Origin of the sequence: Ancylobacter mangrovi (assembly GCF_024752355.1) — a bacterium.
In the GTDB taxonomy this organism is placed as follows: domain Bacteria; phylum Pseudomonadota; class Alphaproteobacteria; order Rhizobiales; family Xanthobacteraceae; genus Ancylobacter; species Ancylobacter mangrovi.
On the sequence record NZ_JANTHZ010000004.1, the window covers coordinates 273,660 to 299,623 of the forward strand.

Here is a 25,964-nt window from a genome sequence, read left to right on the forward strand (position 1 = left end):
ATGGTTCCTCGTCCTTGATGCAAATGGCGCGAGTCGGGTGCGAAAAGCGGAGGGCTCGGCTACAAGCATCAGGTTCGCCCATCCGGTCTCCGGGATCGCGGGCGGACCGATCGGGAGTGCGAGATGACGGAAGACAGCGAGCCGCAGGTGCCGCCGCACGCGCAGCCGCCGCAAGGACAGACGGCAGAGGGGCAGCCCTCATACGGGCAATCACCGCAAGCGCCGGACTATCCCCCGGCGCCCCGCCAAGCGGCCGCCCGGCCCGCTTCCGCCGCCCCCCGTCCCGCTGCCGCCGGCAGCCGTACCAAGGGCCCGCCGCAGGACCCGGAGGCCTTTCATCGCTGGATCGAGATCGAGCGGCTGAAGGTCGAGATGCGCCGGCTGGAGCTGGAGACGCGCCGCAGCGAAGCACCCGCTTCCGCCCCGCCCTCCAGGACCGGCGGGCGCGTCCTGCCGATCGCGGTGGCGGCCGGATTCGTTGCGATGCTGCTCCTGCTGGTCGCGGCGGTGATCCAGATCGGCCTGCTGCGTGGCGAGCTCGGCACGCTGCGCGATGCGCAGGCCGGGCTGGAGCAGCGGCTCGACGACCGCCTCGCCGCCATGGTCGAGACCCGTCTGGCCGCGCTCGGCCCCTCGCTGCAGTCCGCGGCCCCCACGGCCCAGTCCGCACCGGCGCCGACCTCGATGCCCACCACCACCACGGCGCCGCGGCCGGCGGCGAGCGACGGCGCCGCGCCGTCCCCGGCCGACATGGCCGCCACGCCGGCGCCCGATGGCGATTCGCAGGCCCCGGCCACGCAAACCGCGCCGACGCAGACCGCGGCGGCCGCGCCCACGACGCCCGACCCGCCCGCCAAGCCGGCCCTGCTCGGCACCGGCTATGTGGTGCGGATGTTCGCCCCGACCGGCTCCGTGCCGGCGGCCCGGGTCAACGCCTTCACCAGCATCCTGAAGAATGCCGGCTTCGAAGTGGTGGTGTCGGATTCGGGCGTGGTCCAGCCGACCGCCAACACGCTGTCCTACCACGCCTCCGCCGCCGGGGTGGCGGAGAAGCTGGCGACGCTGGTGCAGTCGAAGCGGCCCGCGCTCGACCTCGAGCTGAGGACGTCGACCGCGATCCGCGAGGACGCCAAGCAGGTGCTGATCCTCAACGTGACCGAGGGCGCGCTGAACTGACGTTCTGGGGGTGACAGCCGGGAGCCCGCCCGCGAGCGCGGACGGGTTCAGGAATCGTCGTTCTCCGGCGGTCCTGCCACGCGAACCGGGGCCGGTCCCGCCCTACGCCGCCGCGGCCGGACGCTCGGCGGCGGCGCGCAGCGCGGCGATGTTGGCGCGGTAGCCTTCCGCCCCGCCCCGGAACACGGCCGATCCCGCCACCAGCACGGTGGCGCCCGCCGCGGCGCAGAGTGCGCCGGTCTGCGGGTTCACCCCGCCGTCGATCTCCAGATGGATCGGCCGCTCGCCGATCATCGCTCGCAGGCGGTGCAGCTTGGGCAGCACGTCGGCGATGAAGGCCTGCCCGCCGAAACCGGGATTGACGGTCATGGCGAGGATCAGGTCGACCTTGTCGAGCACATAGGCGAGCGCGCTCTCATGCGTCGCCGGATTGAGCGCGACGCCCGCCTTCTTTCCCAGCGAGCGGATGAGCTGCAGGCAGCGGTCGAGATGGCGGGTGGCCTCCGCCTGCACCGTGATGACGTCGGCGCCGGCATGGGCGAAGGCCTCGATATAGGGCTCCACCGGCTCGATCATCAGATGCACGTCGAAGGTCCGGTCGGTATGGGGCCGCATGGCGCGGATCACGTCCGGCCCGAAGGTGATATTCGGCACGAAATGCCCGTCCATCACGTCGAGATGAATCCAGTCGGCGCCGGCGGCGGTGACGTCGCGCATTTCCTCGCCGAGACGTGCGAAGTCGCAGGCGAGCATGGAAGGGGCGATGAGCGCCATGAGATGTCTCCCGTCGATGGGGTCGGGGGCACGGCGGCCCGCGGCTTTCAGCGCGCGGGCAGCGGCGGGTAGCTGTCGATGCCGCCGGAGAACACCCGGCTCGCCAGAATGTCCTCGGCCTCGATGGTGGTGAGGTCGCCGGCCGTCACCGGCCGCTCGCTGGCGAACAGCCGGTTGGCCTGCCTCAGCCGCGCGCGATCGAGCGCGTTGCGGACCGAGCGGCCATTGGCGAAATGCGGCTGCGCCATGCGCAGCTCGACATAGCGGTGGAACGCCTCCTCGGCCGCCGGGCTCAGCCGGTAGTTCATGCCGTCGAGGATCCGCGCCCCGATCGCCTCCAGCTCCCCGCCCGTATAGTCGGGGAAGTCGATGTGATGGGCGACGCGCGAGCGGAAGCCCGGATTGGCGGTGAAGAAGCGCTCCATCCGATCGGCATAGCCGGCCAGGATCACGACCAGGTCGTCGCGCTGGTTCTCCATCACCTGCAGCAGGATCTCGATCGCCTCCTGCCCGTAGTCGCGCTCGTTCTCGGGGCGATAGAGATAATAGGCCTCGTCGATGAACAGCACGCCGCCCATGGCACGCTTCAGCACCTCCTTCGTCTTCGGCGCGGTGTGGCCGATATACTGGCCGACGAGGTCGTCGCGGGTAACGGTGACGAGGTGGCCTTTGCGCACATAGCCGAGCCGGTGGAGGATCTCGGCCATCCGCAGCGCGACCGTGGTCTTGCCGGTCCCCGGATTACCGGTGAAGCTCATATGCAGGGTCGGGCTGACCGCCTGCAGGCCGAAGCGGGCGCGGGCGCGGTCCACCAGCAGCAGGGCGCCGATTTCGCGCAGGCGCTGCTTCACCGGCACCAGGCCGACGAGGTCGGTGTCGAGCTCGTCCAGCACCCGGGCGAGCCCGCTTTCGGTGAACTCGGCCCGCAGGTCGATCGCCTGTTCGCCCCCGTCGGGTGCGGCGAGGGGCGCGGTCGGCGGGGTGTCGATGACAGCTTCCATGAGAAGGGCTCCCGCTGTTTTCGATGAAGGAAAGAGGACCGGTTCCGGGCGCGGCATTCCGGAACCGGTCCTTCGCGGCCGGGGAGGAAACCAGGCGACCGCGATAGTCCGTCGGGGGAGTAGTGGGAGACCGACGGATCGGCAGCGCTCCCACGCGGCACGAGGACCGCGCGCGGCGGGAGCGCGTCATGGCAGTCCTAGTAGCGCGCGCCCTCCGGGCGATCGGCGGCGTAGGCGCGCGTGGTGTAGCGGATCGACCGGCCGTCCACCTCCTGCCGGTCCAGCGCGAAGCCGGGCTCGTCTGCGGGGCGGTCGGTGATGAAGGACAGGCGCAGCGATTCCCACGTATGGGTGGAATCGAAGGCGCTGACCCGGATGTAGTTCCGGCCGGCATGGGCCTTGCGGCAGGCGTTCAGCTCGAACATGACGCCGGCGGCGTCGGGCACGTCGAACATCGGCATGCCCCACATTTCCCAATAGGTGTTGCGGGGGTGGGGATCGTCGGTGAACTCGATGTTCACCGCCCAGCCCTTGTCGATGCAGTACTGGACCTGCCGGGTGATCTGCCCGTCATCGAGGTCCGGCAGGAAGGAGAAGGCTCCCTGGGTGATGCGCATGATGTGTCTCCTCGCTCTGTCCGGCCTCACTCGGCCGCGGTGGCCTGCGGCACGAAATCGGGCGTGTCGGTCGACGAATAGTTGAAGGTCACGTCCTTCCAGGTATCGAGCGCCTGCCGCAGCGGCAGGCAGTGGCGGGCGGCGTCCTGCAGGATGTCCGGCCCCTCGACCACGATGTCGCGGCCCTCGTTGCGGGCGAGGATCATCGCCTCCAGCGCCACGCGGTTGGCGGTCGCGCCGGCCTGGATGCCCATCGGATGGCCGATCGTGCCGCCGCCGAACTGCAGCACCACGTCCTCGCCGAGCAGGTCGATGAGCTGGTGCATCTGGCCGGCATGGATGCCGCCCGAGGCGACCGGCATCAGCTTGCGGGTCGAGGCCCAGTCCTGGTCGAAGAACACGCCATGGGCGAGGTTCTGCGGCACGTAGTCCTCGCGGCAGATGTCGTAGTAGCCCTTGGTGGTGTGGGGGTCGCCCTCGAGCTTGCCGACCACCGTGCCGGCATGGATGTGGTCGACGCCGGCGAGGCGCATCCACTTGGCGATGACGCGGAACGACACGCCATGCGTCTTCTGCCGCGTATAGGTCGAGTGGCCGGCGCGGTGCAGGTGCAGGATCATGTCGTTGCGCCGCGCCCACTTCGCCATCGACTGGATCGCGGTGTAGCCGATGATCAGGTCGATCATGACGATCGAGGAGCCGAGCTGCTTGGCGAACTCGGCGCGCTCGTACATGTCCTCCATCGTGCCGGCGGTGATGTTGAGGTAGGTCCCCTTCACCTCGCCGGTGGACGCCTGCGCCTTGTTCACCGCCTCCATGCAGTAGAGGAAGCGGTCGCGCCAGTGCATGAAGGGCTGCGAGTTGATGTTCTCGTCGTCCTTGGTGAAGTCGAGACCGCCCTTCAGCGCCTCATAGACCACGCGGCCATAGTTGCGCCCGGACAGGCCGAGCTTCGGCTTCACCGTGGCGCCGAGCAGCGGCCGGCCGAACTTGTCGAGCCGCTCGCGCTCCACAACGATGCCGGTGGCCGGCCCGTCGAAGGTCTTCACATAGGCGACCGGCAGGCGCATGTCCTCGAGGCGCAGCGCCTTGAGCGGCTTGAAGCCGAACACGTTGCCGATGATCGAGGCCGACAGGTTGGCGATCGAGCCCGGCTCGAACAGGTCAAGATCGTAGGCGATGTAGGCGAACCAGGAGCCCGGCGAGTTGGGCACCGGGTCGACCCGGTAGCACTTCGCCCGGTACTTGTCGCAGGCGGTCAGCCGGTCGGTCCAGACCACGGTCCAGGTGGCGGTGGAGCTTTCCCCCGCAACCGCCGCCGAGGCCTCGATCGGGTCGACGCCGTCCTGCGGGGTGACCCGGAACAGGGCGATGACGTCGGTGTCCTTGGGCTCGTAGTCGGGCTGCCAGTAGCCCATCTTGCGGTATTCCATCACGCCGGCGCTGTAGCGGCTGCGCGGTGCATCAGCGGACGTCGTCTTGTCGATCGCGTTCATCGATCTGCTCCGTTCGAAATGGGCACGGCTCGTGCGCGGCTTGCGCGCCGACCCTGCCGGCGTCCTCTACGGAGGAGCGGCCGAAGGCCCCTCACTCCAATCCCGCCCCTCGCGAAGAGGGGGTAGGCACGTTCGCGTTCCGGCTCTGCGTCACCTCGCCCCCACACGGGGGGCCCGGCCCGGCGGGCCGGATGAGGGGGAGCGCCGCGTGGTCCTCATTCCGCCGCCGCCCGGGCGCCGCCGATCACCGGATCGAGCGCGCCGCTGGCGTAGCGCTTGGCCATGGCCGCCAGCGGCAGCACCTTGATCTTCGAGGCGTTGCCCGCGGTGCCGAACGCCTCGAAACGCTCGCGGCACAGCGCGCGCATCGCGTCCATCGCCGGCTTCAGGAACTTGCGCGGGTCGAATTCGGAAGCGTCGCCGACCGCGACCTTGCGGAACTGCGCGGTCATGGCGAGCCGGCAGTCGGTGTCGATGTTGACCTTGCGCACGCCGTGACGGATGCCGCGCACGATCTCCTCCACCGGCACGCCCCAGGTCTGGGGCATCCGGCCCCCGGAGGCGTTGAACAGGTCCTGCAGCGCCTGCGGCACCGAGGACGAGCCGTGCATGACCAGATGCACGTTAGGCAGCCGGCTATGTATCTCCTCGATCACGTTCATGGCGAGGATGTCGCCGTCCGGCCGGCGGGAGAACTTGTAGGCGCCGTGCGAGGTGCCCATGGCGATGGCGAGCGCGTCGACCCGGGTGGCGGCGACGAAGTCCACCGCCTGGCCGGGATCGGTGAGGAGCTGGTCGCGGGAGAGCTCGCCCTCCGCGCCGTGCCCGTCCTCCTGCTCGCCGCCGCCATGCTCCAGCGAGCCGAGCACGCCGAGCTCGCCCTCGACCGAGGCGCCGACCCAGTGCGCGGCGTCGACCACGCGCCGGGTGATGGCGACGTTGTAGTCGTAATCGGCCGGGGTCTTCGCGTCCTGCAGGAGCGAGCCGTCCATCATCACCGAGGTGAAGCCATGCTGGATCGCCGAGAGGCAGGTCGCCTCGTTGTTTCCGTGGTCCTGATGCATGCAGATCGGGATCGCGGGGTACATCTCGGTGAGCGCGTCGATCATGCGCGCCAGCATGATGTCGCCGGCATAGGAGCGCGCGCCGCGGCTCGCCTGCAGGATGACCGGGGCATCGACCGCGTCGGCGGCCTCGAGGATCGCGATGCCCTGCTCCATGTTGTTGATGTTGAAGGCGGGAACGCCGTAGCCATGCTCGGCCGCGTGGTCGAGAAGCTGGCGAAGGGTGATGCGGGCCATGGACGCGTCCTCCGTCTCAGGCGCAGGTCAGGAGGTCGCAGGTCGCGTCGACCACGGCCTCGGGCGTGATGTTGAAATGCGCGTAGAGCTCACCTGCCGGCGCCGAGGCGCCGAAGCCGGTCATGCCGACGAAGCGCCCGCGATCGCCGATCCAGCGGTCCCAGCCGAGCCGGGCGGCGGCTTCCACCGCGACCCGCGGGGCGGTGCCGAGCACGGCGCGCCGATAGGCCTCGCTCTGCTTCTCGAACAGCTCCCAGCACGGCATGGAGACCACCGCGGCATCGACGCCGCGGGCGGCGAGGAGATCGACCGCCTTGAAGGCGATCTCCACCTCCGAGCCGGTGGCGAGCAGCGTCACGTCCCGCCGGCGGCGCGGCTTCAGCGCGACATAGGCGCCGTAGCCGGTGAGGTTCTCCTCGCTGTAGGCGGTGCGGAAGGTCGGCAGGTTCTGCCGCGACAAGGCGAGCACCGAAGGCGTGCCCTCGCAGTGCAGCGCAAGCTGCCAGGCTTCCAGCGTCTCCACCGCGTCGGCGGGGCGGAACACGTTGATGTTCGGCGTCGCCCGCAGCATGGCGAGATGCTCGACCGGCTGGTGCGTCGGCCCGTCCTCGCCGAGGCCGATGGAATCGTGCGTCATCACATAGACGACGCGCTGGCCCATCAGCGCCGAGAGCCGCATCGCCCCGCGGGCATAGTCGGAGAACACCAGGAAGGTGCCGCCATAGGGGATGAAGCCGCGATGCAGGGCGAGCCCGTTCATCACCGCCGCCATGGCGTGCTCGCGGATGCCGTAATGCAAATAGCGTCCGCCATACGCGCCCGGCACGACCGATCCGAGCCCCCTGGTGAGGGTCAGGTTCGAATGGGTGAGGTCGGCCGAGCCGCCGACGGTGAGCTCGCTCGCCTCGTTGACGACGCCGAGCACCATCTCGGAAGCCTTGCGGGTGGCGACCTTCGGCGCCTCCTCGCCCAGCATGCGCTTGTAGGCGTCGAGCTTCTCGTCGAAATCCGCCGGCAGGTCGCCCTCGACCGCGGCCTCGAAATCCGCGCGCCGGCCAGAGGTCGAAAGCCGCGCCTCCCAGGCCTCGCGGGCCGCCCGGCCGCGCGCGGCGACCTCGGCCCAGGCCGCGCGCAATTCGTCCGGCACCTCGAAGGGCGGATGGGTCCAGCCGAGCTTCTCGCGCGCGCCCTCGATCTCGGCGGCGCCGAGCGGGGCACCGTGGGCGCTCTCGCGGCCGGCCTTGGTGGGGGCGCCGTAGCCGATGGTGGTGCGGCAGGCGATCAGCGTCGGGCGGTCGGAGCGGCGCGCCTCGGCGATGGCGTCGACCACCGCGTGATAGGCCAGCCCGTCCACCGCGATCACGTTCCAGCCGGCGGCGCGGAAGCGGGCGGGCTGGTCGGTCGAGGTCGACAGCGCGGTCGAGCCGTCGATCGAGATCCCGTTGTCGTCCCACAGCACGATCAGCCGGGCGAGCTTCAGGTGCCCGGCAAGGTCGATCGCCTCGTGCGAGATGCCCTCCATCAGGCAGCCGTCGCCGGCGATGACATAGGTGTAGTGGTCGACCAGCTCATCGCCGAAGCGCGCATTCATCATGCGCTCGGCGAGCGCCATGCCGACCGCGGTGGTCAGCCCCTGGCCGAGCGGCCCGGTCGTGGTCTCCACCCCCAGCGTGTGGCCGTGCTCGGGATGGCCGGCGGTGACGGCGCCGAGCTGGCGGAACCGCTTCAGCTCCCCGCCCCCCATGTCGGCATAGCCGAGCAGGTGGTTGATCGCGTAGAGCAGCATCGAGCCGTGGCCGGCGGAGAGTATGAAGCGGTCGCGGTCGGCCCAGTCCGGCCGGCCGGGATCGATCTTCATGAAGCGCGTGAACAGCGCGGTGGCGGCGTCCGCCATGCCCATCGGCATGCCGGGATGGCCGGACTGCGCCTTCTCGACCGCGTCCATGGCGAGCGCGCGCAGCGCGTTGGCCATGCCGTCATGGGGCAGGTCGTCCGCCTTCAGGGGCGCGGGGCGGAGCGTCGGATCGGTGTGTCTCGTGAGCATGATGTTCTCCCGGTTCACGCGGCGCGGCGCTTCTTCTCCACCAGGTGGAGGATCATCGGGGTGAGGATGAGCTGCATCGCGATGTCGAGCTTGCCGCCCGGGATCACGATGGAATTGGCACGCGACATCCAGGAGCCCTGGATCATCGACAGCAGATAGGGGAAGTCGATGCCGCGCGGGCTGCGGAAGCGGATGACGACGATCGATTCGTCCGCCGTCGGGATCCAGCGCGCGATGAACGGGTTCGAGGTGTCGACCGTCGGCACGCGCTGGAAGTTGATGTCGGTGTAGGTGAACTGCGGGCAGATGTAGTTCACGTAGTCCGGCATGCGGCGCAGGATCGTGTCGGTCACCGCCTCGGTGGAATAGCCGCGGTGCGAGCGGTCGCGATGGATCTTCTGGATCCATTCGAGATTGATCACCGGCACCACGCCGATCTTCAGGTCCGCATAGCGCGCGACGTCGATATTGCCGCTCACCACCGCGCCGTGCAGCCCCTCGTAGAACAGCAGGTCGGTGGGCGCGGGGATTTCCTCCCACGGCGTGAAGGTGCCCGGCTCGCCGCCATATTCGGCGGCTTCCTTGTCGTCGTGGACGTAGTGGCGGAACTTGCCCGTGCCGGTCTTGGCATAGGAGCGGAAGGTCTCCTCCAGCTCCTCGAACAGGTTCGAATCGGGTCCGAAATGGCTGTAGTGGTGGTTGCCGCGCCCCGCTTCCTCGGCCATGACCTCGCGCATCGCGGCGCGGTCGTAGCGGTGGAAGGCGTCGCCCTCGATATAGGCGGCGACCACTTCCTCGCGGCGGAAGATCTGCTCGAAGATCCGCCGGACCGAGGTCGTGCCCGCTCCCGAGGAGCCAGTGACCGAGATGATGGGATGATGGATCGACATCGCCCGCTCCTCACGCGCGCAGCAGGCCGCGCCGCCCGAACAGGGGCGAGCGCTCGGGAAGGGCGGAGGCGTCGCGGTGATAGCGGGCGACCCGCTCCACCTCGCCACGCGAGCCGAACACCAGCGGCACGCGCTGGTGCAGGCTCTCCGGCACGATGTCGAGGATGCGCTGCAGCCCGTCGGTCGCCGCGCCCTGCGCCTGCTCCATCAGGAAGGCGATCGGGTTGGCCTCGTAGACCAGCCGCAGCCGGCCCTGGCCGTAGCCGCGGCGGGCGTCGCCGGGGTAGAGATAGATGCCGCCGCGCATCAGGATGCGGTAGGCGTCGGCGACCATGGAGGCGACCCAGCGCGTGTTGAAGTCGCGGTCACGCGGGCCCTCGCCGCCGGCGAGGCAGTCCTCGATGTAGCAGCGCACCGCCCGGTCCCAGTGGCGGGCGTTCGAGGCGTTGATCGCGTATTCGCCGGTCTCGGCCGGAACCTGGGCCTCGGCCTCGACCATGCGGAACTGGCCGAACGGGCGATCGAGCACGAAGAGCTGCGTACCCGCGCCGGTGGTGAGCGCCAGCGCGACATGCGGGCCGTAGAGCAGGAAGCCGGCGGCAAGCTGCTGTGTGCCCGGCTGCAACAGCGCATCCGCCCCCGTATAGGGCAGGATGGTGAAGATGGTGCCGACGCTGAGATCGGTGTCGATGTTCGAGGAGCCGTCGAGCGGGTCGACCGCCACCGCCAGCGTGCCGGCGGGGTTCAGCTCGACCGGCTCGTCCATCTCCTCGGAGCCGAGCAGGGCGACCGGCGCGGCGGCGAGCGCCTCGCGCACCAGCTCGTCCGCCACAAGGTCGAGCTCCTTCTGGCTGTCGCCGTCGGCGTGGAAGCCCCGCACCTCGGCGAGGCCGCCCGCGAGCGGACCGGCGGCCAGCAGCTCGGCGAGCGCGCGGCCGGCATCTGCAAGGGCGAGAACGGTGGTCGCGACGTCGCGACGCAACGCATCGGAACCGGCCCACCCGTCGAGGTGGTCCTGCAAGGTCCGGGATATCATGGCGTTTCCCCAGTTATGTGAGGGCTTGAGCCCTTGGCGTGTCGTTTCCGTTAGCCTTCGAGCGGGGGACCCGAAGCGGCGGACGCCTCTTGTTGTGCTTAATCTGCCTGAGTTGCTCGAATAAGGAAATTCGAATAATCTTTCTATGAAATTCAATTACATTGAAACGTAATGCCGCATGCGTAATGCCACCCTGAAGCAGCTGCGGGCCGTCGCCGCCATCGTCGAGACCGGCACGGTCACGGCGGCGGCGAAGAGGCTGAACGTCACCCCGCCCGCCGTGACCATGCAGGTGCAGCAGCTCGAGGAGCATCTCGGCCTGCCCCTGCTCGACCGCGCCGGCGACCGCTTCCAGCCCAGCGCCGCGGGCCGCGAGGTGCTGGCGGCCGTGGCCCGGATCGAGCAGGCCATGGCCGATTGCGGCGCCGCGCTCGACGCCATGCGCGGCCTCAGGGCCGGGCGCGTCGATGTCGGGCTGGTGTCGACGGCGAAATATTTCGCCCCGGCCGCGCTCGGCGCCTTCGCCCGTACCCATCCGGGCATCGACGTCTCGCTCACCGTCGGCAACCGCGAGGAGATGATCGCGGCGCTGCGCAGCGACGCCATCGACGTCGCCATCATGGGGCGCCCGCCGCTCGACATCGAGGTCGACAAGACGCTGATCGGCGACCACCCGCATCTGATGATCGCGCCGGTGGACCATCCGCTGGTCGGGCGCCGGGTGGCGCCGAGCGCGCTCGCCAATGCGAGCTTCCTCAGCCGCGAGCCAGGCTCGGGCACGCGCGGGCTGATGGAGCGCTTCTTCCAGGAATCGGGCATCGAGCCGCGCATCGCCATGGAGATCGGCTCCAACGAGACCATCAAGCAGGCGGTGATGGCGGGGCTCGGCCTCGCCTTCATCTCCTCGCACACCATCGCCGCCGAGGTCGCCGACGGGCGGCTTGCCATACTCGACATCGAGGGCCTGCCAGTCGTGCGGCAATGGTTCGTGGTGAAGCGCACCGCCAAGCGCCTGACCCCGCCCGCCGCCGCGCTCGCCGAATTCCTCGGCCGCCGCGGCTCGGAATTCCTGCCGGGCGTCTCGCCCGCCGCCCCCGCCCCGGCACGCGAGGCGAGCCCGATATGAGGAAACCTCGCTCCCGCCGCGCGGGCTGCGTTTCTCGCGCGCTGGTCCTCGCCGCGCTTCTTCTCGGGATGGCGACGGGCATGCCGGGCGGCGCTTCGGCCGAGCCGGCGCTGCACCAGCCGGCCAATGTCGGCGACGCCAAGAATGCCGCGACGCGCTACCATGACGACGGAGGCTACGGGCGCGACATCGACGCGGTGACGAAGGCCGCCGGCCGCTGGATCGCACGCCGCGCCGGCGAGGTCGCCCGGCCCGCCATGGTGTTCGACATCGACGACACCGCGCTCAGCAACTGGCAGGTGATCGAGGACGACGATTACGGCCGTATCATCGGCGGCCCCTGCCCCGCCCTGCCGGAGCGCGCCTGCGGCTGGGCCGCCTGGGACCTTCGGGCCGGCACGCCGGCGATCGTCCAGACGCTGGCACTCTATCGCGAGGCGAAGCGGCTCGGCATCGCGGTGTTCTTCATCACCGGGCGCGGCGAGAGCCAGCGCGGCGCGACGGTCCGCAACCTCGCAGCCACCGGGTTCGGCGGCTATGACGGGCTCGCCATGGTGCCGCGCGGCGCGCATTTCGCTTCCGCCGCCGACTTCAAGGCGCCGCAGCGCGCGGCGATCGAAGCCAAGGGGTTCCGCATCATCGCCAATATCGGCGACCAGCCCTCCGACCTCGCGGGCGGCCACGCCGAGCGCCGCTTCCTGCTGCCGAACCCGTTCTACCGCATTCCCTGAGGCGGCTCAGCGCCGGCCCGACACCACGGTGATCGGCGTGGTGCGCGCGACGTGATGATGGTCCTGCGCCCGGTAGCGGATGACGGCGAGCGACTGCGCCAGCAGCTCGGCCTCGTCCACCAGCCCCATCTCCATCAGCAGGTCGAGCGCGGCGCGGGCCCAGCAATGATAATAGGCCTCGTCCGGATGGGCGTGGATCTCGCGGCTCAGCCGGTCGGCGAAGTCGCGCCATTCGAACATGCCGCTTTTGTGCAGCTCCACTACCATGGCGAAGATCTGCGCTTCCCACGGGGCGGCGAAGGCTTCGGGCGCGTCGAGCTCGGGCAGGGCCATCGTCAGCGCTCCTCCGCGCCGGCCGGTTCGAGGTAGCTGTCCCACAGGTCGATGAGCAGGCTGTCGCGGGCCGGGGCCTCCTCGCCCCACAATTCGCGCATCGTGAAGCGCACCGAGTAGCAATATTCCGGCGTGCTCTCGTCGCCCAGCGCGCGGCGGTCGGGGAGCGCGTACATGCCGTGCACGCGCACGATCTCGCCGCGCTTGCCGCGGCAGTAGCGCGGCAGGCGGGTATGGGTGCGCGGATGGAGGTTGCGCGTCACCACCACCTGGCCGACCTCGTAGGGCGCGGGGTGAGGCGGCGGGTCGACGCGGGTGGTGGCGCCGACATCGAGCAGGCGGACGATCTCCTCGGGACCGTAGGTCATGAGCGCGCCTCCGCACCCGTGCCGGTGCCCGCATCCATTCGCGCGATCTCGGCGCGGTATTCGGCCGGGCTGATCACGCCCTTCTCGACCATCAGCCGGGCGACCGCGAACCACCATTGCTCGTAATAGGAACGGGTGAGGTAGCGCGAGGGCTCGAGGCGCTCGCGCGACTGGCGGAAATCCTCGTCCGTGAACAGCCCGCCGACGATGGTCGCCATGAACAGCGCGCACATGCGCCGCTCCCACTCGCTCTTGAACACCGGCTCGGTGCCGTCATAGCCGTCCGGGATGATGCGCCCGAAGCCGTCGTCGCCGCCGCAGTCGTGCACCGAGTTCATGCCGCCCCTCCGGGAGTGAGGGCCTCGCTTACGCCGATCATGCTGTCGCGGGTGACGAGGGCGGCCAGCGCGTCCTCGCTCAGCCCCTCCGTGCCCGGCGGGCGGCGCGGCAGGATCATGTAGCGGATCTCGGAATTGCTGTCCCAGACCCGGATTTCGGTCGTCTCGGGCAGGAAGGTGCCGAACTCCTCCAGCACCGAGCGCGGATCGCGCACCACCCGCGAGCGGTAGGGCATGCTCTTGTACCAGACCGGCGGCAGGCCGAGCACCGGCCAGGGATAGCAGGAGCACAGCGTGCAGACGACGAGGTTATGGACGCTGTCGGTGTTCTCGATCACCACCATGTGCTCGCCCTGCGCGCCGCTGAAGCCGAGCTCGGCGATGGCCGCGGTGGCGTCGGTCAGCAGCCGCTGCTTGTAGGCGGGATCGGCCCAGGCCCGCGCGACGACGCGTGCGCCGTTTCGCGGGCCGACTTTGTGTTCGTAATAGTCGACCACCGCGTCGAGTGCTTGCGGGTCGATCAGCCCCTTGCGCGCCAGCAATTCCTCCAGCGCCTTCACCCGCACGCCGATATCGACCGCGTCGATCGAGGTCAGCATCTCCTCGGCGGAGATGTCCCCATCCGGCCCGTGATCGTGATCATGATCGTGAGGGTGGTGATGGCCCGGCATGGCGTTTTCCCGTCGATCGAGCGGCAGCGCCCGCTCAGGTGGCTCCGGCACGGTGCCGACGGAAACAAGATTCACGCCAATTCCGGCGCCCGGCAATGCCGTTCATAGGGAAAACTACGTAAATGTGCTGCCCTGCCAGCAGATAAGACGATTGGCCGCGCCGGCCGGACCGTCCGACGGTATCATGACGCTCCCGTGTCGCTAGATTGCGCAAGCGACGCTCGGGGCGGGCCTCGTTTCGTCTCAAGGCCATGCCGAGCATGAGACGGCTCTCAGATCAGTAGATGGGAAACCGCTCGCACAGCGCCCGCACCCGCGCGCCGACATCGGCGATCAGCGCGGCGTCGGACGGTGCCTTGACGATATCGGCGATGAAGCCGCCGATCGCCTCGAACTCGGGCGCGCCGAAGCCGCGCGCCGTGCCGGCATTGCTCGACAGGCGCAGCCCGGAAGGCGCCTCCGGCGGGCGCGGATCGAACGGGATGAGGTTCTTGTTCACCGCGAGCCCGGCCTTCTCCAGCGCCTTGGAGGCGACGTCGCCGGTGACGCCGATCCCTGTCAGGTCGACCAGCATCAGCCCGCAATCGGTTCCCCCGCCGACCAGCCGCAGCCCGGCATCGGCGAGCCGCGCCGCCAGCACCCGGGCATTGCCCAGCACGGCGCGGTTATAGGCGGTGAATTCCGGCCGCAGCGCCTCGCCGAAGCACGCCGCCTTGCCGGCCACCGCGTGCATCATCACCGAGCCCTGCACGCCGGGGAAGATGCCGTAATTGATGCGGTCCGACAGCGCCGCGTCGTTCCACAGCACGATGCCGCCCCGCGCGCCGCGCAGAGACTTGTAGGTGGTCGAGGTCACGACATGGGCGTGCGGGAACGGGTGCGGGTAGAGGCCGCTCGCCACCAGCCCGGCGAAATGGGCCATGTCGACCATGAACAGCGCCTCCACCTCGTCCGCGATGGCGCGCATGCCGGCGAAGTCGAGCGCGTGCGGATAGGCCGAGCCGCCGGCGACGATCAGCCGGGGCCGGTGCGCCCGCGCCAGCTCGCGCAGTTGCTCGAGCTCGATCCGCTCGCTGCCGCGGGCGACGCCATAGCGCACGACGTGGTAGTCGCGCCCGGTCAGCGTCGCGGGATGGCCGTGGCTGATATGCCCGCCCGCCGCCGTGTCCATCGACAGCAGCGTGTCGCCGAGCCCGAGCAGGCCGAGGAACACGCCGGCATTGGCGTTGGACCCGGAATGCGGCTGGACATTCGCGAAGGCGCAGCCGAACAGCCTCTTCGCCCGTTCCACCGCCAGCGCCTCGATGGCATCGGCGAATTCGGCGCCGCCATAGTAGCGGGCGTAGGGCAGGCCCTCGACCGTCTTGTTGGTGAGCACCGAGCCCTGCGCCTCCAGCACGAGGCGCGAGACGATGTTCTCCGAGGCGATCAGCTCGATGCCGTGGCGCTCGCGCGCCAGCTCGCCGCCTATGGCGCGCGCGAGCTCGGGATCGGCCTCGAGGCCCTCGGTGAAATAGCCGGCATGGAGCGTCGACATGGGAAGGTCCGGACTGAAGGCCAGCGGGAGATTTCAGTCCATCCGACCGCCGGCCGCCAATTCCGGCGCCCGATCCGGCGGCGGCGCGGGGCGCGGGCCGCGCCTTGGCGCTCGGCCCCGCCGATCAGCTCTTCTTGCCGGACAGCCAGGACAGCAGCGGGTTGAGCGGGCCCTTGGACTTCGGCAGCGCGTCGACCACGATCATCTCGTCGATCTCGCCCTTCTTGAAGGCGGAGAGGAAGGTGTCGTAGTCGGCGACCGAGACGCAGCCGTTGGAATCGCCGCGCGGCCCGAGCATGTAGGTGTGCACCAGGAAGCCGTTGCGCCCGTACATCTTGCCATCGCCGACCGGGGTCATGCGCACGGCCTCGACGCCGTGGAACAGCTTCTCGCGCATGGTCAGCTTGTAGCGGTTGGGCGGCGTGGGCCCGCGCATCTTCACCGCGACGTGACGGGGATCGTCGAACTTGTCGCCATAGCCCGAATGCGCCTCGAGCTTGCGGCCGTCCGGCAGGTACACCTTGCCGGCCGAGATGTCGTAGATCGCATAGGTGTCGCCCGCGCGCGGCAGGCGGGTCGCGTCCTCCGCCTCGGGCTTGGCCACATCAGGCTTGGCCGCCTGGGGCACCGGCGTGGCGAGATCGTCCGGCACCTCGTCTTCCGGCATCGGCGGCGGCAGCATGGCGACTTCGGCCGGCTGCTTACGCTTGGGCGGGTTCGGGGCGAGGGTCAGCGTGTCCTCGGGCTCGTCGCCGGGCATGACGCGGCCGGCGAACATCGGCTTCGCCATCGGCAGCGGCACCGCGCTGACGGTCTCGACCACGGGCGCGCTCGCCGGCGGGGGCACCGGGGCGGCGGCCACCACGGCCGGCTGCGTCGGCGTGACCGAGGGATTGAACATCCAGCCGGTCGGCTGCGGAACTTCGCCGGAGGGATAGAAGTTACGGATATCGGTGACGGAGTAGACCGGCGCCGGCGGAGGAGCATCCTTGACCTTCGCCATCACCGGCGGCGCCGCGGGCGTGAGCCGCAGCTCCGGGTCGACGCGGGCAGCGTCGGCCGGGGTGGGGAGGGACGTGGTCGAAACCCAGGCGACAGCCACCGCCATGGCGACGAAGCTGGCCGAGCCGACGAGGAACGTTCCGACGAAGCGCATGGACGTCTCTGCGTGAATCGCGATGCAGGCACGAACCGGATTCGCGGCGAAGAACCCGAACTGTACCGGCACTCACCGCATTCGAACAGGCCCTGCGCCCCGACATGATGTCGCCGGGCAACATGAGCCAACTCATACCGATTATTCCCGAATTGGGTAACATTTCCTTAATGCCGCCGCCAACCCCCGGCATGTACCTATCTTGCAAGTGCGAGAACCCTGCGGGAAGCAGGTGGCGGCTGCCGCTTACCTTTTTCAGGCAAGCGCGGGCCGTTTCGTCGGCGGCGCCATGAAGGTCGGGGCGATGGACTCGGGCACGTGACGCGCGAGGATGGCGTCGATCGCGTGCTTCGCCTCGTCGTCGAGCGTCCAGCCCTCGACCTCGCCCGCCGGGTCGAGCTGGTGGGGATGGCGCGCGCCCCACAGGGCGATGGTCGGCCCCTGGTCGAGCACCCAGCGCACCGCCAGTGCCAGCACAGACCTGCCGTAGCGCTCGCGTGCCAGCGTCTTCAGCTCCTCGACGGCGGCGAGATAGTGGGCGAAGCGCTCGCCGCGGAATTTCGGGTCGACCTTGCGCAGGTCGTCGCCCTCGAAACGGGTCCCCGAATCCATGCGGCCCGACAGCAGCCCCCGGCAGAGTGCCCCGTAGCTCAGCACGGTAAGGCCGCTGCGCGCCGCATAGGGCAGCACGTCGGCCTCGATCTCGCGCTCGAACAGATTGTAGGGCGGCTGCACGGCGTCGAGCCGGGCCTCGGCGCGGAACGCATCCATCTGCGCGGGCGAATAGTTGCTCACCCCGATCGCGCGGATCTTGCCCTCGGCGCGCATCGCCTCGAGCACGCGCGCGGTCTCCTCGAACGGCGCCTCGAGGTCGGGCCAGTGCACCTGGTAGAGATCGATCGCGTCGGTGCGCAGGCGCCGCAGCGAGTCCTCGAGCTCGAGGCGCAGCCGCTCGGGCCGGCTGTCGCGCCACACCTTTCCGTCCTTCCAGGCGAGCCCGACCTTGGTGGCGATCTGCGCCTTGTCGCGCAGCCCGCCCTCGGCGAGCGCCTTGCCGACGATCTCCTCGGACCGGCCGAAGCCGTAGACCGGCGCGGTATCGATCAGGGTGACGCCGCGCTCGACCGCTGAGCGGATGGTGGCGATGGCCTCGGCCTCGTCCGAGCCGCCCCACATCCAGCCGCCGATGGCCCATGTGCCGAGGCCGACGCGGGAGGTCCGGATCCCGGAGCTGCCGAGTTCGATCTGTTCCATGATGATGCTCCCGTTCTGGAGGGCCGCCGCATGGTCATACGTGCCGCGCTGCCAGCGGCCTTGCCGGCGGCGTCCGAGCGCACATATGGGGCCGATGAGGCCGGCGACGAGAGGGACCGGCCGCCTCGCAGTTCGTCGCGCGCCTCGCTCCGCCGGCCCCGGCCGGCAGAAGGCGAACGCCGACCGGCGAAGCCGGACCGAATACGGTCCGGCTTCGTATTCGCCCGGCGGCGGCACCGGCCCGTCTGGCGTGTGACATAAACGTCACTATATCTTGCGCGGTGGGCCCCAGGGCCTGCCCAGGAGATCCTCATGAAAAAGACTGACCCCCGCGCCTGGATGTGGTCGGAAGCGCTCGACATGCTGAACCGCGCCGAGCGCATGCACCGGCAGATGTTCCGTCCCGCCGACCTGCCCGATACGGCGCCGAGGCACCACCGCGCCCCGTGCTGGGAGCCGCCAGTCGACGTGCTGGAGACCGAGCGCGAGATCCTCGTGCTCGCCGCGCTGCCGGGTGTCGATCCCGAGCGCATGACGGTGGCGATCAAGAACGGCGTGCTCACCATTGCCGGCGAGCGCGTACTTCCGGTCGAGTTCCACCGCGCCACCATCCATCGCATGGAGCTGCCGCAGGGCCGTTTCGAGCGTCAGCTCGCGCTGCCGCCCGGTCGCTACGAGGTCGCCCATCCGCGCGTCGTGAATGGCTGTCTGGCCATCGCGCTGCGCAAGGTTTGAAAGGGGGAGCACCATGAACCGCCCCGATGTCGAGACTTACGCGCCCCGCCGCATGGCTGATGCCGGCGGCAATGGCGGCGCGGCCACCAACGCCCCTGCCGGCGGCACCAACGGCTCCGTGCCCGAGGACCAGCTCATCATCCTGCCGGTGCGCAATTTCGTTCTGTTCCCCGGCGTCGTGATGCCGGTCGCGGTCGGCCGCCAGGCCTCCATCGCCGCCGCCCAGCAGGCGGTGCGCGAGGGCCGTCCCGTCGGCATGCTGATGCAGCGCGACCCGAGCGTCGAGGAGCCCGGCGCGCAGGACCTGCACCGCATGGGCGTGATCGCCAACATCCTGCGCTACGTCACCGCGCCGGACGGCACGCATCACCTTGTCTGCCAGGGCGAGCAGCGCTTCCATGTCGACGAGTTCGTGCGCGAGAAGCCCTTCATCACCGCCCGCGTCACGCGGGTCGAGGAGAGCGAGGAAAGCACCTCCGACATCGAGGCGCGCTTCGTCCACCTGCAGAACCAGGCCGGCGAGGTGCTGGAGCTGCTGCCGCAGGTGCCGCCCGAGCTGATGGCCGCGGTGCGCGGGGCGAACTCGCCCTCGGGCCTCGCCGACCTCGTCGCCGCCTATATGGACATCTCGCCGGACGAGAAGCAGGAGCTGCTCGAGACGGTCGACGTCGTCGCGCGCATGAACAAGGTCTCGCGCGTGCTGGCGCACCGCATCGAGGTGCTGCGCCTGTCGCAGGAGATCAGCAAGCAGACCAAGGCGTCGCTGGACGAGCGCCAGCGCGAGGTGCTGCTGCGCGAGCAGATGGCCGCGATCCAGAAGCAGCTCGGCGAGGACGAGGGCAACAGCCAGGAGATCGCCGACCTCGAGAAGGCGATCGAGGATGCCGGCATGCCGGACGACGTCGCCCAGATGGCCCGCAAGGAGCTGGGCCGGCTGCGCCGCATGTCCGAGGCGGGCCCCGAATACGGCATGGTCCGCACCTATCTGGACTGGCTGATCGCCCTGCCCTGGAAGTTGCCGGACGAGGCGCCGATCGACATCGCCGAGGCGCGGCGGATCCTGGACGAGGACCATTTCGGTCTGCCCAAGATCAAGCAGCGCATCATCGAGTATCTCGCCGTGCGCAAGCTCGCGCCGAACGGCAAGGCGCCGATCCTGTGCTTCGCCGGTCCCCCGGGGGTCGGCAAGACCTCGCTCGGCCAGTCGATCGCCCGCGCACTCGGCCGCAAGTTCGTGCGCGTGTCGCTCGGTGGCGTGCATGACGAGGCGGAGATCCGCGGCCACCGGCGCACCTATATCGGCGCGCTGCCGGGCAACATCATCCAGGGCATCCGCAAGGCGGGCACCCGCGACTGCGTGATGATGCTGGACGAGATCGACAAGATGGGCTCCGGCATCCAGGGCGACCCGTCGGCGGCGATGCTGGAGGTGCTCGATCCCGAGCAGAACGGGACGTTCCGGGACAATTATCTCGGCGTGCCGTTCGACCTCTCGCGCGTGGTGTTCATCGCCACCGCGAACATGCTCGACACCATCCCCGGGCCGCTGCGCGACCGCATGGAGATCATCAGCCTGTCCGGCTACACCGACTCGGAGAAGCTGGAGATCGCCAAGCGCTACCTGGTCCGCCGCCAGCTCGAGGCCAACGGCGTCGGCGCCGCGCAGGTCGAGGTCGAGGACGACGCCCTCAAGGCGATCATCCGCGCCTATACCCGCGAGGCCGGCGTGCGCAATCTCGAGCGCGAGATCGGCCGCGCCATCCGCCACGTCGCCGTCGGCATCGCCGAGGGCAGCGTGGAGCATGCGCGGATCGGCGTCGACGGGTTGTCCGAGCTGCTCGGCCCGCCCGTGTTCGAGGACGAGGTGGCGCTGCGCGTCTCGGTGCCGGGCGTGGCTACGGGCCTCGCCTGGACCCCGGTCGGCGGCGACATCCTCTTCATCGAGGCGACCCGGGTGCCGGGCCGCGGCGGCTTCATTCTCACCGGCCAGCTCGGTGAGGTGATGAAGGAGAGCGCGCAGGCGGCGATGAGCCTCGTCAAGAGCCGCGCCGCCGAGCTCGGCATCGACCCGGAGCTGTTCGCGCGGACCGACGTGCACGTCCATGTGCCCGCCGGCGCGACGCCGAAGGACGGGCCGAGCGCGGGTGTCGCCATGTTCACCGCCCTGGTCTCGCTGCTCACCGGCCGCACGGTGCGCAAGGACACGGCGATGACCGGCGAGATCTCGCTGCGCGGCCTGGTGCTGCCGGTCGGCGGCATCAAGGAGAAGGTGGTGGCGGCCGCCCGCGCGGGGCTGACCCGCGTGATGCTGCCCGCCCGCAACCGGCGCGACTATGAGGACATTCCTCAGGACGCGCGCGACCGGCTGGAATTCGTCTGGCTGGAGAAGGTGGACGACGCCATCTTCAACGCGCTGGAGCCGGCCACGCCGGAAACCGACGCCCCGCCCCTGCGCGCGGCGGTCTGACCGGCGCCAGCCGGGCTCGGCATTCGTCGGGCCCGGCGGCCGACATCGGTATCGTCCTCGAGACGGGCGGCCCGGGTATCCCCGGTGCCGCCCGCCTCTCTTTTGCCCTTGCGTCATCTCCCCCGAACGGCGGGGGGTGACGCTGAGGCCAATCGCGGCTAGACCCTAGGGCGCTCCGGCGCGAAGCGGATTCCGTCCCGCGTCGGGAAAGCGCGTAAGAACAACGATCTGGACCATGCCCGGCGAACCCGTATTCGCCGCATGTGGCCCGGAGCCCGCCCGGCCCGGCATCCTCCGAGGCGGACGGCGAATCGATCGGCGGGGGCTGGGGCTTGTTGGCGTTCGCAACGCATCTTCGGCGCGTTTCTCCCGCGCCCGCCCGGGGGTTTCGCGCACCCGCCCGAGCGCCGCGGCCGGCCGGCCGCGAACGGGTCCGCGCCGCGTCATGAGCAGCTTCCTCGCCCATTACTGGCCACACATCACGCTGGTGGCGAGCACCGCCATCGGCCTCGCGGCGGCGATCCACGCCGCCATGACCAAGGACGACGTGCGCGCCGCCATCGGCTGGGTCGGCGTCATCCTGCTGTCGCCGATCGTCGGGGCGATCCTCTATCTGGTCGCCGGCATCAACCGCATCCGCCATTCGACCGCCGGCCGCCGGCGCGCCAGCCAGCATCCGCGCCGGCGCCACGAGCCGCCGCCGGTCGCCATCGCGCTCTCGCCCAGCCTGTCGGCGATGAAGCGGCTCGGCGACCATCTCGGCAGCTTCCCGCTGGTCTCCGGCAATGCGGTGAACCTGCTCGACAGCGGCGACGCCGCCTATCCGCAGATGATCGCCGCCATCAACGCCGCCAAGCGCCATGTCGCGCTCTCGAGCTACATCTTCGACAACGACCCGGTCGGCGTCCTGGTGGCCGACGCGCTGGTCGCCGCGCACCGGCGCGGGGTCGCGGTGCGGGTGCTGATCGACGCCATCGGCGCGCGCTATTCGCGGCCCTCCATCGTCGGCCGGCTGCGCGAGGGCGAGGTGCCGACCCAGCTCTTCATGGGCAACCTGATCGGGCTCCGGCTGCCCTATGCGAATTTGCGCAGCCACCGCAAGATGCTGATCGTCGACGGCGCGACCGGCTTTACCGGCGGCATGAACATCCGCGCCCAGTTCACCAGCGAATACGGCAAGGACGACCCGGCGCGCGACACCCATTTCCGGATCGAGGGGCCCGCGGTCGAGCAGCTTCTCAGCGTGTTCGCGCAGGACTGGTCCTTCACCTGCGGCGAGAATCTCGGCGGGCCGGCCTGGGCCGAGGCGCCGGCCGGGCCGCCGCGCGGGACGGTCGCGGTGCGGGTGGTGCCGTCCGGGCCAGACCACAACCTCGCCAACGCCCACTCGACCATCATGGGCGCGCTTTCCGTGGCGCAGAGCCGGGTGCACATCTGCTCGCCCTATTTCCTGCCCGACCAGCAGCTCATCGGCGCGCTGACGACTGCGGGACGGCGCGGGGTGGAGGTCGACATCGTCATCCCCTCCGCCAACAATCTGAAGCTGGTCGACTACGCCATGACCGCCCAGCTCGACCAGGTGATCGCCGGCAATTGCCGGGTCTGGCGGGCCGGCGGCATGTTCGACCATTCCAAGCTGATGGCGGTGGACGGGTGCTGGGCCTATGTCGGCTCGTCCAACCTCGACCCGCGCAGCCTGCGGCTGAATTTCGAGCTCGACCTTGAGCTGTACGACCCGACCGTCGCGCTCGAGGTCGAGGCCCGCATCGCCCAGATGGCGCATGCGGGAAGCGCCGAGACGCTGGCGACGCTCGGCGCCCGGCCGTTCCTGCGCCGGCTGCGCAACCGCGCGATCTGGCTCGCCTCGCCCTATCTCTGAGCCGCCGGACGGGTACTTCCAAAGGTGCACCGGACGGCACCCCGGGCGCGCGACGAGCATCGACGGCGCGCGGCCCCGCGAGCGTGGAGCACCGCTGCGCCTCCCCGTCGAGACACGACACGGCCGGAGGCGCGGCACGCACGAGACATGCACCACGACGACAGCGCATAAACAAAAAGCCAGCCCCTCGCGGGGCTGGCTCAGGGAGACGCCGTTCAGCGGTCGTCTCGGGAGTGCGGAGCGGCGGAATGGATCCGCCGCCGGATCAGGCCGCAGCGGAAGCCGAGGTCGGGACTTCCGAGATCGTCTTCAGCACCTGCGAAGCGATGGCATAGGGGTCGCCCTGGGAGTTCGGGCGGCGATCCTCGAGATAGCCCTTGTAGTCGTTCTTGATGAACGAGTGCGGGACGCGGATCGAGGCGCCGCGGTCGGCCACGCCGTAGCTGAACTTGTTCCAGGGCGCGGTCTCATGCTTGCCGGTGAGGCGCATGTGGTTGTCCGGGCCGTAGACGGCGATGTGGTCGTCGAGGTTCTTCTCGAAGGCCGCCATCAGGCCCTCGAAATACTCCTTGCCGCCGACTTCGCGCATGTACTTGGTCGAGAAGTTGCAGTGCATGCCCGAGCCGTTCCAGTCGGTGTCGCCGAGCGGCTTGCAGTGGAACTCGATGTCCACGCCGTACTTCTCGGTCAGGCGGAGCAGCAGGTAGCGGGCCATCCACACTTCGTCGGCCGCCTTCTTGGAGCCCTTGCCGAAGATCTGGAATTCCCACTGGCCCTTCGCGACTTCCGCGTTGATGCCCTCGTGGTTGATGCCGGCCTCGAGGCACTGCTCGAGGTGCTCCTCGACGATCTCGCGGGCGACGTTGCCGACGTTCTTGAAGCCGACGCCGGTGTAGTACGGGCCCTGCGGGGCCGGATAGCCATGCTCGGGGAAGCCGAGCGGACGGCCGTCCTTGTAGAAGAAGTATTCCTGCTCGAAGCCGAACCAGGCGCCCTCGTCATCGAGGATGGTGGCGCGCGCATTGGTCGAGTGCGGGGTGACGCCGTCCGGCATCATCACTTCGCACATCACCAGGACGCCGTTCTTGCGGGCCGGGTCGGGATAGACCGCGACGGGCTTGAGCACGCAATCCGAGCTCCGGCCTTCCGCCTGCATGGTCGAGGAACCGTCGAAGCCCCACAGCGGCAGGTCCTCGAGCGAGGGGAAGCGATCGAACTCCTTGATCTGCGTCTTGCCGCGCAGATTCGGGACCGGCGTATAACCGTCGAGCCAAATATACTCGAGTTTGTACTTCGTCATTGCGTATCTCTCATAGCTTAATGACCGGGCGCCGAGGACCCTGTCGCTTTGCCGGCCGTGCGAGAAATGGTCGACCGCCAACGGCTGGCGATACACGCAAGCACGTAGCGTGCCAAAATTCATTACGAAATGCCGGCAATCCCGCGCGCAGGCCGCCAAGCGGCCGGCGGCCGGCCTCTCCGAGCCCTTGCGAACAGGTGATTCGCCAGCGATCCGGGACGTTTGACGGCGCCACAGTGCCCCGCCGGCGCTGCGGCGTTGCAGCACGCCATGCAACCAAAGGGCACCGCCGGCCGTTGCCGGACATCATGCGCCCGACGCCTTTGGCACTGCACAAAAACTGGACTGATTGTGATCCTAAAATAGGCATATTGCGCAAACGCCATGCAGGCTGTGCTATATTGCTTTTATTGCCTGACGCAGGAACGCGCAGGATGAGAGGAGTGACGAGGTATGAACACGAGCCATGAACGTGAGAGCGCGAAGATTTTCGCGTTCCCGGCCGGCGGCCGTGCCGGTCTCGCCGCGCGGCGCATAGAGAGCCGTCCGACCGCCGAGATCGCCCCCCGGGCCGACATCGCCTGGGGTGGAAGCTGGTATCACGAGGAAGCGGTACGCGACGAGCGCTCGCCCAAGCGCTGACGCGCATCGAAGCACAGGGTCCGGGAGCATCCGCTCCCGGCGTGACGAGGGTCCGCGCACGGATCGCTGCCGAGGTCGGGTGAGAGCCCGGCCTTTCGTGTCTCTGGGGTCCGCCCCGTCCGCCCTGCCGAAATTGCCCCCGGCTCAGCCCCCGAACACCGACCAGCCCAGCCGCTGGGTCAGCGCCTCCAGCGCCAGCCGGCCGAGATGCGAGTTGCCGCTGGCGTCGAGCCCGGGCGACCACACCGCGATCGAGGCCCGGCCCGGCGCGATCGCCAGAATGCCGCCGCCTACCCCGCTCTTGCCCGGCAGGCCGACGCGATAGGCGAACTCGCCCGAGCCGTCATAGTGGCCGCAGGTGAGCATCACCGCATTGATCCGCCGCGCCCGCTCCGGCGACACCACCGACAGGCCGCTCTCGGGGTTGCGCCCGTTATGGGCGAGGAAGCGCCCGGCCATGGCGAGCTGGCGGCAGGACATGGCGATGGCGCAGTGGTGGAAATAGACGCCGAGCGTGTGGTCGACCGGATTTTCCAGAACCCCGAACGACTTCATGTAGTTGGCGAGCGCACGGTTGCGAAAGCCCGTGCGCTGCTCGGACGCCGCCACCGCCTCGTCGATGAAGATCGAGGCGTCGTCGGCGAGGAACTGCATGAAGCGCACGATCTCGCCCAGCGCCTCGCGCGGCTGGTGGCCCGACAGGATGATGTCGGTCACCGCGATCGCCCCGGCATTGATGAAGGGATTGCGCGGGATGCCCTGCTCGGCCTCGAGCTGGACGATCGAGTTGAACGGGCTGCCGGAGGGCTCGCGCCCGACCCGGCGCCACAGCCGATCGCCGACCTTGCCGAGCGCCAGCGTCAGCGTGAACACCTTCGACACGCTCTGGATCGAGAACGGCAGGTCGCAGTCGCCGGCCGCCGCCACCTCGCCATCCGCGCCCACCACCGCGATGCCGAAGCTCGCGGGGTCGGCGCCGGCCAGCTCGGGGATGTAGGTGGCGACGTCGCCGCGGTCGGGACGCGCGCGCATCTCCTCGGCGATTTCCTGGACGACACGTTGAAGATCGGGCACGGGCGGCACCTGCGGCTG

At 69.6% G+C, this 25,964-nt stretch carries 24 protein-coding genes; 7 read left to right on the top strand and 17 right to left on the bottom strand.

All coding sequences use genetic code 11. From position 1 onward, the window contains the following. Window positions 1–123 precede the first annotated feature (123 nt). Window positions 124–1,176 (top strand): hypothetical protein, encoded by a 1,053-nt coding sequence (locus NVS89_RS11975; protein ID WP_258732976.1) that lies wholly within the window; start codon window positions 124–126, stop codon window positions 1,174–1,176. Window positions 1,177–1,278: 102 nt separating this feature from the next. On the opposite strand, the gene rpe is transcribed toward NVS89_RS11975, so the two are convergent. The 8 genes from rpe to NVS89_RS12015 form a co-directional block, all read right to left on the bottom strand. Next, window positions 1,279–1,950 (bottom strand): ribulose-phosphate 3-epimerase, encoded by a 672-nt coding sequence (rpe, locus tag NVS89_RS11980; protein ID WP_258732977.1) that lies wholly within the window; start codon window positions 1,948–1,950, stop codon window positions 1,279–1,281. A 47-nt stretch (window positions 1,951–1,997) separates the two neighbouring features. Further along, window positions 1,998–2,951, bottom strand: coding sequence for a CbbX protein (gene cbbX / locus NVS89_RS11985; protein ID WP_258732978.1), 954 nt, complete (start codon window positions 2,949–2,951; stop codon window positions 1,998–2,000). Between the two features lie 197 nt (window positions 2,952–3,148). Beyond that, window positions 3,149–3,568 (bottom strand): ribulose bisphosphate carboxylase small subunit, encoded by a 420-nt coding sequence (locus NVS89_RS11990; protein ID WP_258732979.1) that lies wholly within the window; start codon window positions 3,566–3,568, stop codon window positions 3,149–3,151. Window positions 3,569–3,594: 26 nt separating this feature from the next. Further along, window positions 3,595–5,064 (bottom strand): form I ribulose bisphosphate carboxylase large subunit, encoded by a 1,470-nt coding sequence (locus tag NVS89_RS11995; RefSeq protein ID WP_258732980.1) that lies wholly within the window; start codon window positions 5,062–5,064, stop codon window positions 3,595–3,597. Between the two features lie 215 nt (window positions 5,065–5,279). Next, window positions 5,280–6,365, bottom strand: a complete 1,086-nt coding sequence (gene fba / locus NVS89_RS12000; protein WP_258732981.1) for a class II fructose-bisphosphate aldolase — start codon at window positions 6,363–6,365, stop codon at window positions 5,280–5,282. A 16-nt stretch (window positions 6,366–6,381) separates the two neighbouring features. Beyond that, the gene (gene tkt, locus NVS89_RS12005) at window positions 6,382–8,337 is read right to left on the bottom strand and encodes a transketolase (RefSeq protein WP_258733032.1); all 1,956 of its coding nucleotides are present in this window, start codon (window positions 8,335–8,337) and stop codon (window positions 6,382–6,384) included. 86 nt (window positions 8,338–8,423) lie between these two features. Further along, on the bottom strand, window positions 8,424–9,299 hold the full coding sequence (locus tag NVS89_RS12010; protein WP_258732982.1) for a phosphoribulokinase: 876 nt from the start codon (window positions 9,297–9,299) through the stop codon (window positions 8,424–8,426). 10 nt (window positions 9,300–9,309) lie between these two features. Further along, on the bottom strand, window positions 9,310–10,335 hold the full coding sequence (locus tag NVS89_RS12015) for a class 1 fructose-bisphosphatase (RefSeq protein WP_258732983.1): 1,026 nt from the start codon (window positions 10,333–10,335) through the stop codon (window positions 9,310–9,312). Window positions 10,336–10,513: 178 nt separating this feature from the next. Here NVS89_RS12015 and NVS89_RS12020 point away from each other — a divergent pair, with 178 nt between their 5' ends. Together NVS89_RS12020 and NVS89_RS12025 are read left to right on the top strand one after the other, a co-directional pair. After that, window positions 10,514–11,461 carry a LysR family transcriptional regulator gene (locus NVS89_RS12020; protein ID WP_258732984.1) on the top strand — a complete coding sequence of 316 codons (948 nt, stop codon included), beginning with the start codon at window positions 10,514–10,516 and terminating at the stop codon, window positions 11,459–11,461. Window positions 11,462–11,541: 80 nt separating this feature from the next. Then, complete coding sequence (locus NVS89_RS12025) at window positions 11,542–12,192, top strand: HAD family acid phosphatase (protein ID WP_258732985.1); 651 nt, start codon at window positions 11,542–11,544, stop codon at window positions 12,190–12,192. Between the two features lie 6 nt (window positions 12,193–12,198). Here NVS89_RS12025 and NVS89_RS12030 read toward each other — a convergent pair whose 3' ends face one another. The 7 genes from NVS89_RS12030 to NVS89_RS12060 form a co-directional block, all read right to left on the bottom strand. Continuing rightward, a complete protein-coding gene (locus tag NVS89_RS12030; RefSeq protein WP_258732986.1) occupies window positions 12,199–12,525 on the bottom strand; it encodes a nitrile hydratase accessory protein in 327 nt (108 codons plus the stop codon). 2 nt (window positions 12,526–12,527) lie between these two features. Next, a complete protein-coding gene (locus tag NVS89_RS12035; protein WP_258732987.1) occupies window positions 12,528–12,893 on the bottom strand; it encodes an SH3-like domain-containing protein in 366 nt (121 codons plus the stop codon). After that, window positions 12,890–13,231 carry a nitrile hydratase subunit beta gene (locus NVS89_RS12040; RefSeq protein WP_258732988.1) on the bottom strand — a complete coding sequence of 114 codons (342 nt, stop codon included), beginning with the start codon at window positions 13,229–13,231 and terminating at the stop codon, window positions 12,890–12,892. Before NVS89_RS12040 ends, NVS89_RS12035 begins: the two co-directional genes overlap by 4 nt. Continuing rightward, the gene (nthA, locus tag NVS89_RS12045) at window positions 13,228–13,902 is read right to left on the bottom strand and encodes a nitrile hydratase subunit alpha (RefSeq protein WP_258733033.1); all 675 of its coding nucleotides are present in this window, start codon (window positions 13,900–13,902) and stop codon (window positions 13,228–13,230) included. The genes NVS89_RS12040 and nthA overlap by 4 nt, the downstream gene beginning before the upstream one ends. Before the next feature lie 277 nt (window positions 13,903–14,179). Beyond that, window positions 14,180–15,439: a serine hydroxymethyltransferase gene (glyA, locus tag NVS89_RS12050; protein WP_258732989.1), complete on the bottom strand. Its 1,260-nt coding sequence runs from the start codon at window positions 15,437–15,439 to the stop codon at window positions 14,180–14,182. A gap of 124 nt (window positions 15,440–15,563) precedes the next feature. Next, the gene (locus NVS89_RS12055) at window positions 15,564–16,595 is read right to left on the bottom strand and encodes a DUF2778 domain-containing protein (RefSeq protein ID WP_258732990.1); all 1,032 of its coding nucleotides are present in this window, start codon (window positions 16,593–16,595) and stop codon (window positions 15,564–15,566) included. Between the two features lie 255 nt (window positions 16,596–16,850). Then, window positions 16,851–17,849, bottom strand: coding sequence for an aldo/keto reductase (locus NVS89_RS12060; protein ID WP_258732991.1), 999 nt, complete (start codon window positions 17,847–17,849; stop codon window positions 16,851–16,853). A gap of 312 nt (window positions 17,850–18,161) precedes the next feature. Between NVS89_RS12060 and NVS89_RS12065 the strand changes: the two genes are divergently transcribed. The 3 genes from NVS89_RS12065 (at window position 18,162) to NVS89_RS12075 (ending at window position 22,930) form a co-directional block, all read left to right on the top strand. Beyond that, entirely contained in the window at window positions 18,162–18,584 is a 423-nt protein-coding gene (locus NVS89_RS12065; protein WP_258732992.1) for an Hsp20/alpha crystallin family protein, read from the top strand. 52 nt (window positions 18,585–18,636) lie between these two features. Next, window positions 18,637–21,051, top strand: a complete 2,415-nt coding sequence (gene lon, locus NVS89_RS12070) for an endopeptidase La (protein ID WP_258733034.1) — start codon at window positions 18,637–18,639, stop codon at window positions 21,049–21,051. A 445-nt stretch (window positions 21,052–21,496) separates the two neighbouring features. After that, window positions 21,497–22,930, top strand: a complete 1,434-nt coding sequence (locus NVS89_RS12075; RefSeq protein ID WP_258732993.1) for a phospholipase D-like domain-containing protein — start codon at window positions 21,497–21,499, stop codon at window positions 22,928–22,930. A gap of 265 nt (window positions 22,931–23,195) precedes the next feature. Here the strand turns inward: NVS89_RS12075 and NVS89_RS12080 are convergent, their stop codons facing one another. Further along, window positions 23,196–24,230 (bottom strand): glutamine synthetase beta-grasp domain-containing protein, encoded by a 1,035-nt coding sequence (locus NVS89_RS12080; protein ID WP_258732994.1) that lies wholly within the window; start codon window positions 24,228–24,230, stop codon window positions 23,196–23,198. A gap of 453 nt (window positions 24,231–24,683) precedes the next feature. Between NVS89_RS12080 and NVS89_RS12085 the strand changes: the two genes are divergently transcribed. After that, window positions 24,684–24,872, top strand: coding sequence for a DUF2735 domain-containing protein (locus NVS89_RS12085; protein WP_258732995.1), 189 nt, complete (start codon window positions 24,684–24,686; stop codon window positions 24,870–24,872). Between the two features lie 144 nt (window positions 24,873–25,016). On the opposite strand, the gene NVS89_RS12090 is transcribed toward NVS89_RS12085, so the two are convergent. Further along, window positions 25,017–25,946: a glutaminase gene (locus NVS89_RS12090; protein ID WP_258732996.1), complete on the bottom strand. Its 930-nt coding sequence runs from the start codon at window positions 25,944–25,946 to the stop codon at window positions 25,017–25,019. Between the last annotated feature and the right edge of the window lie 18 nt (window positions 25,947–25,964).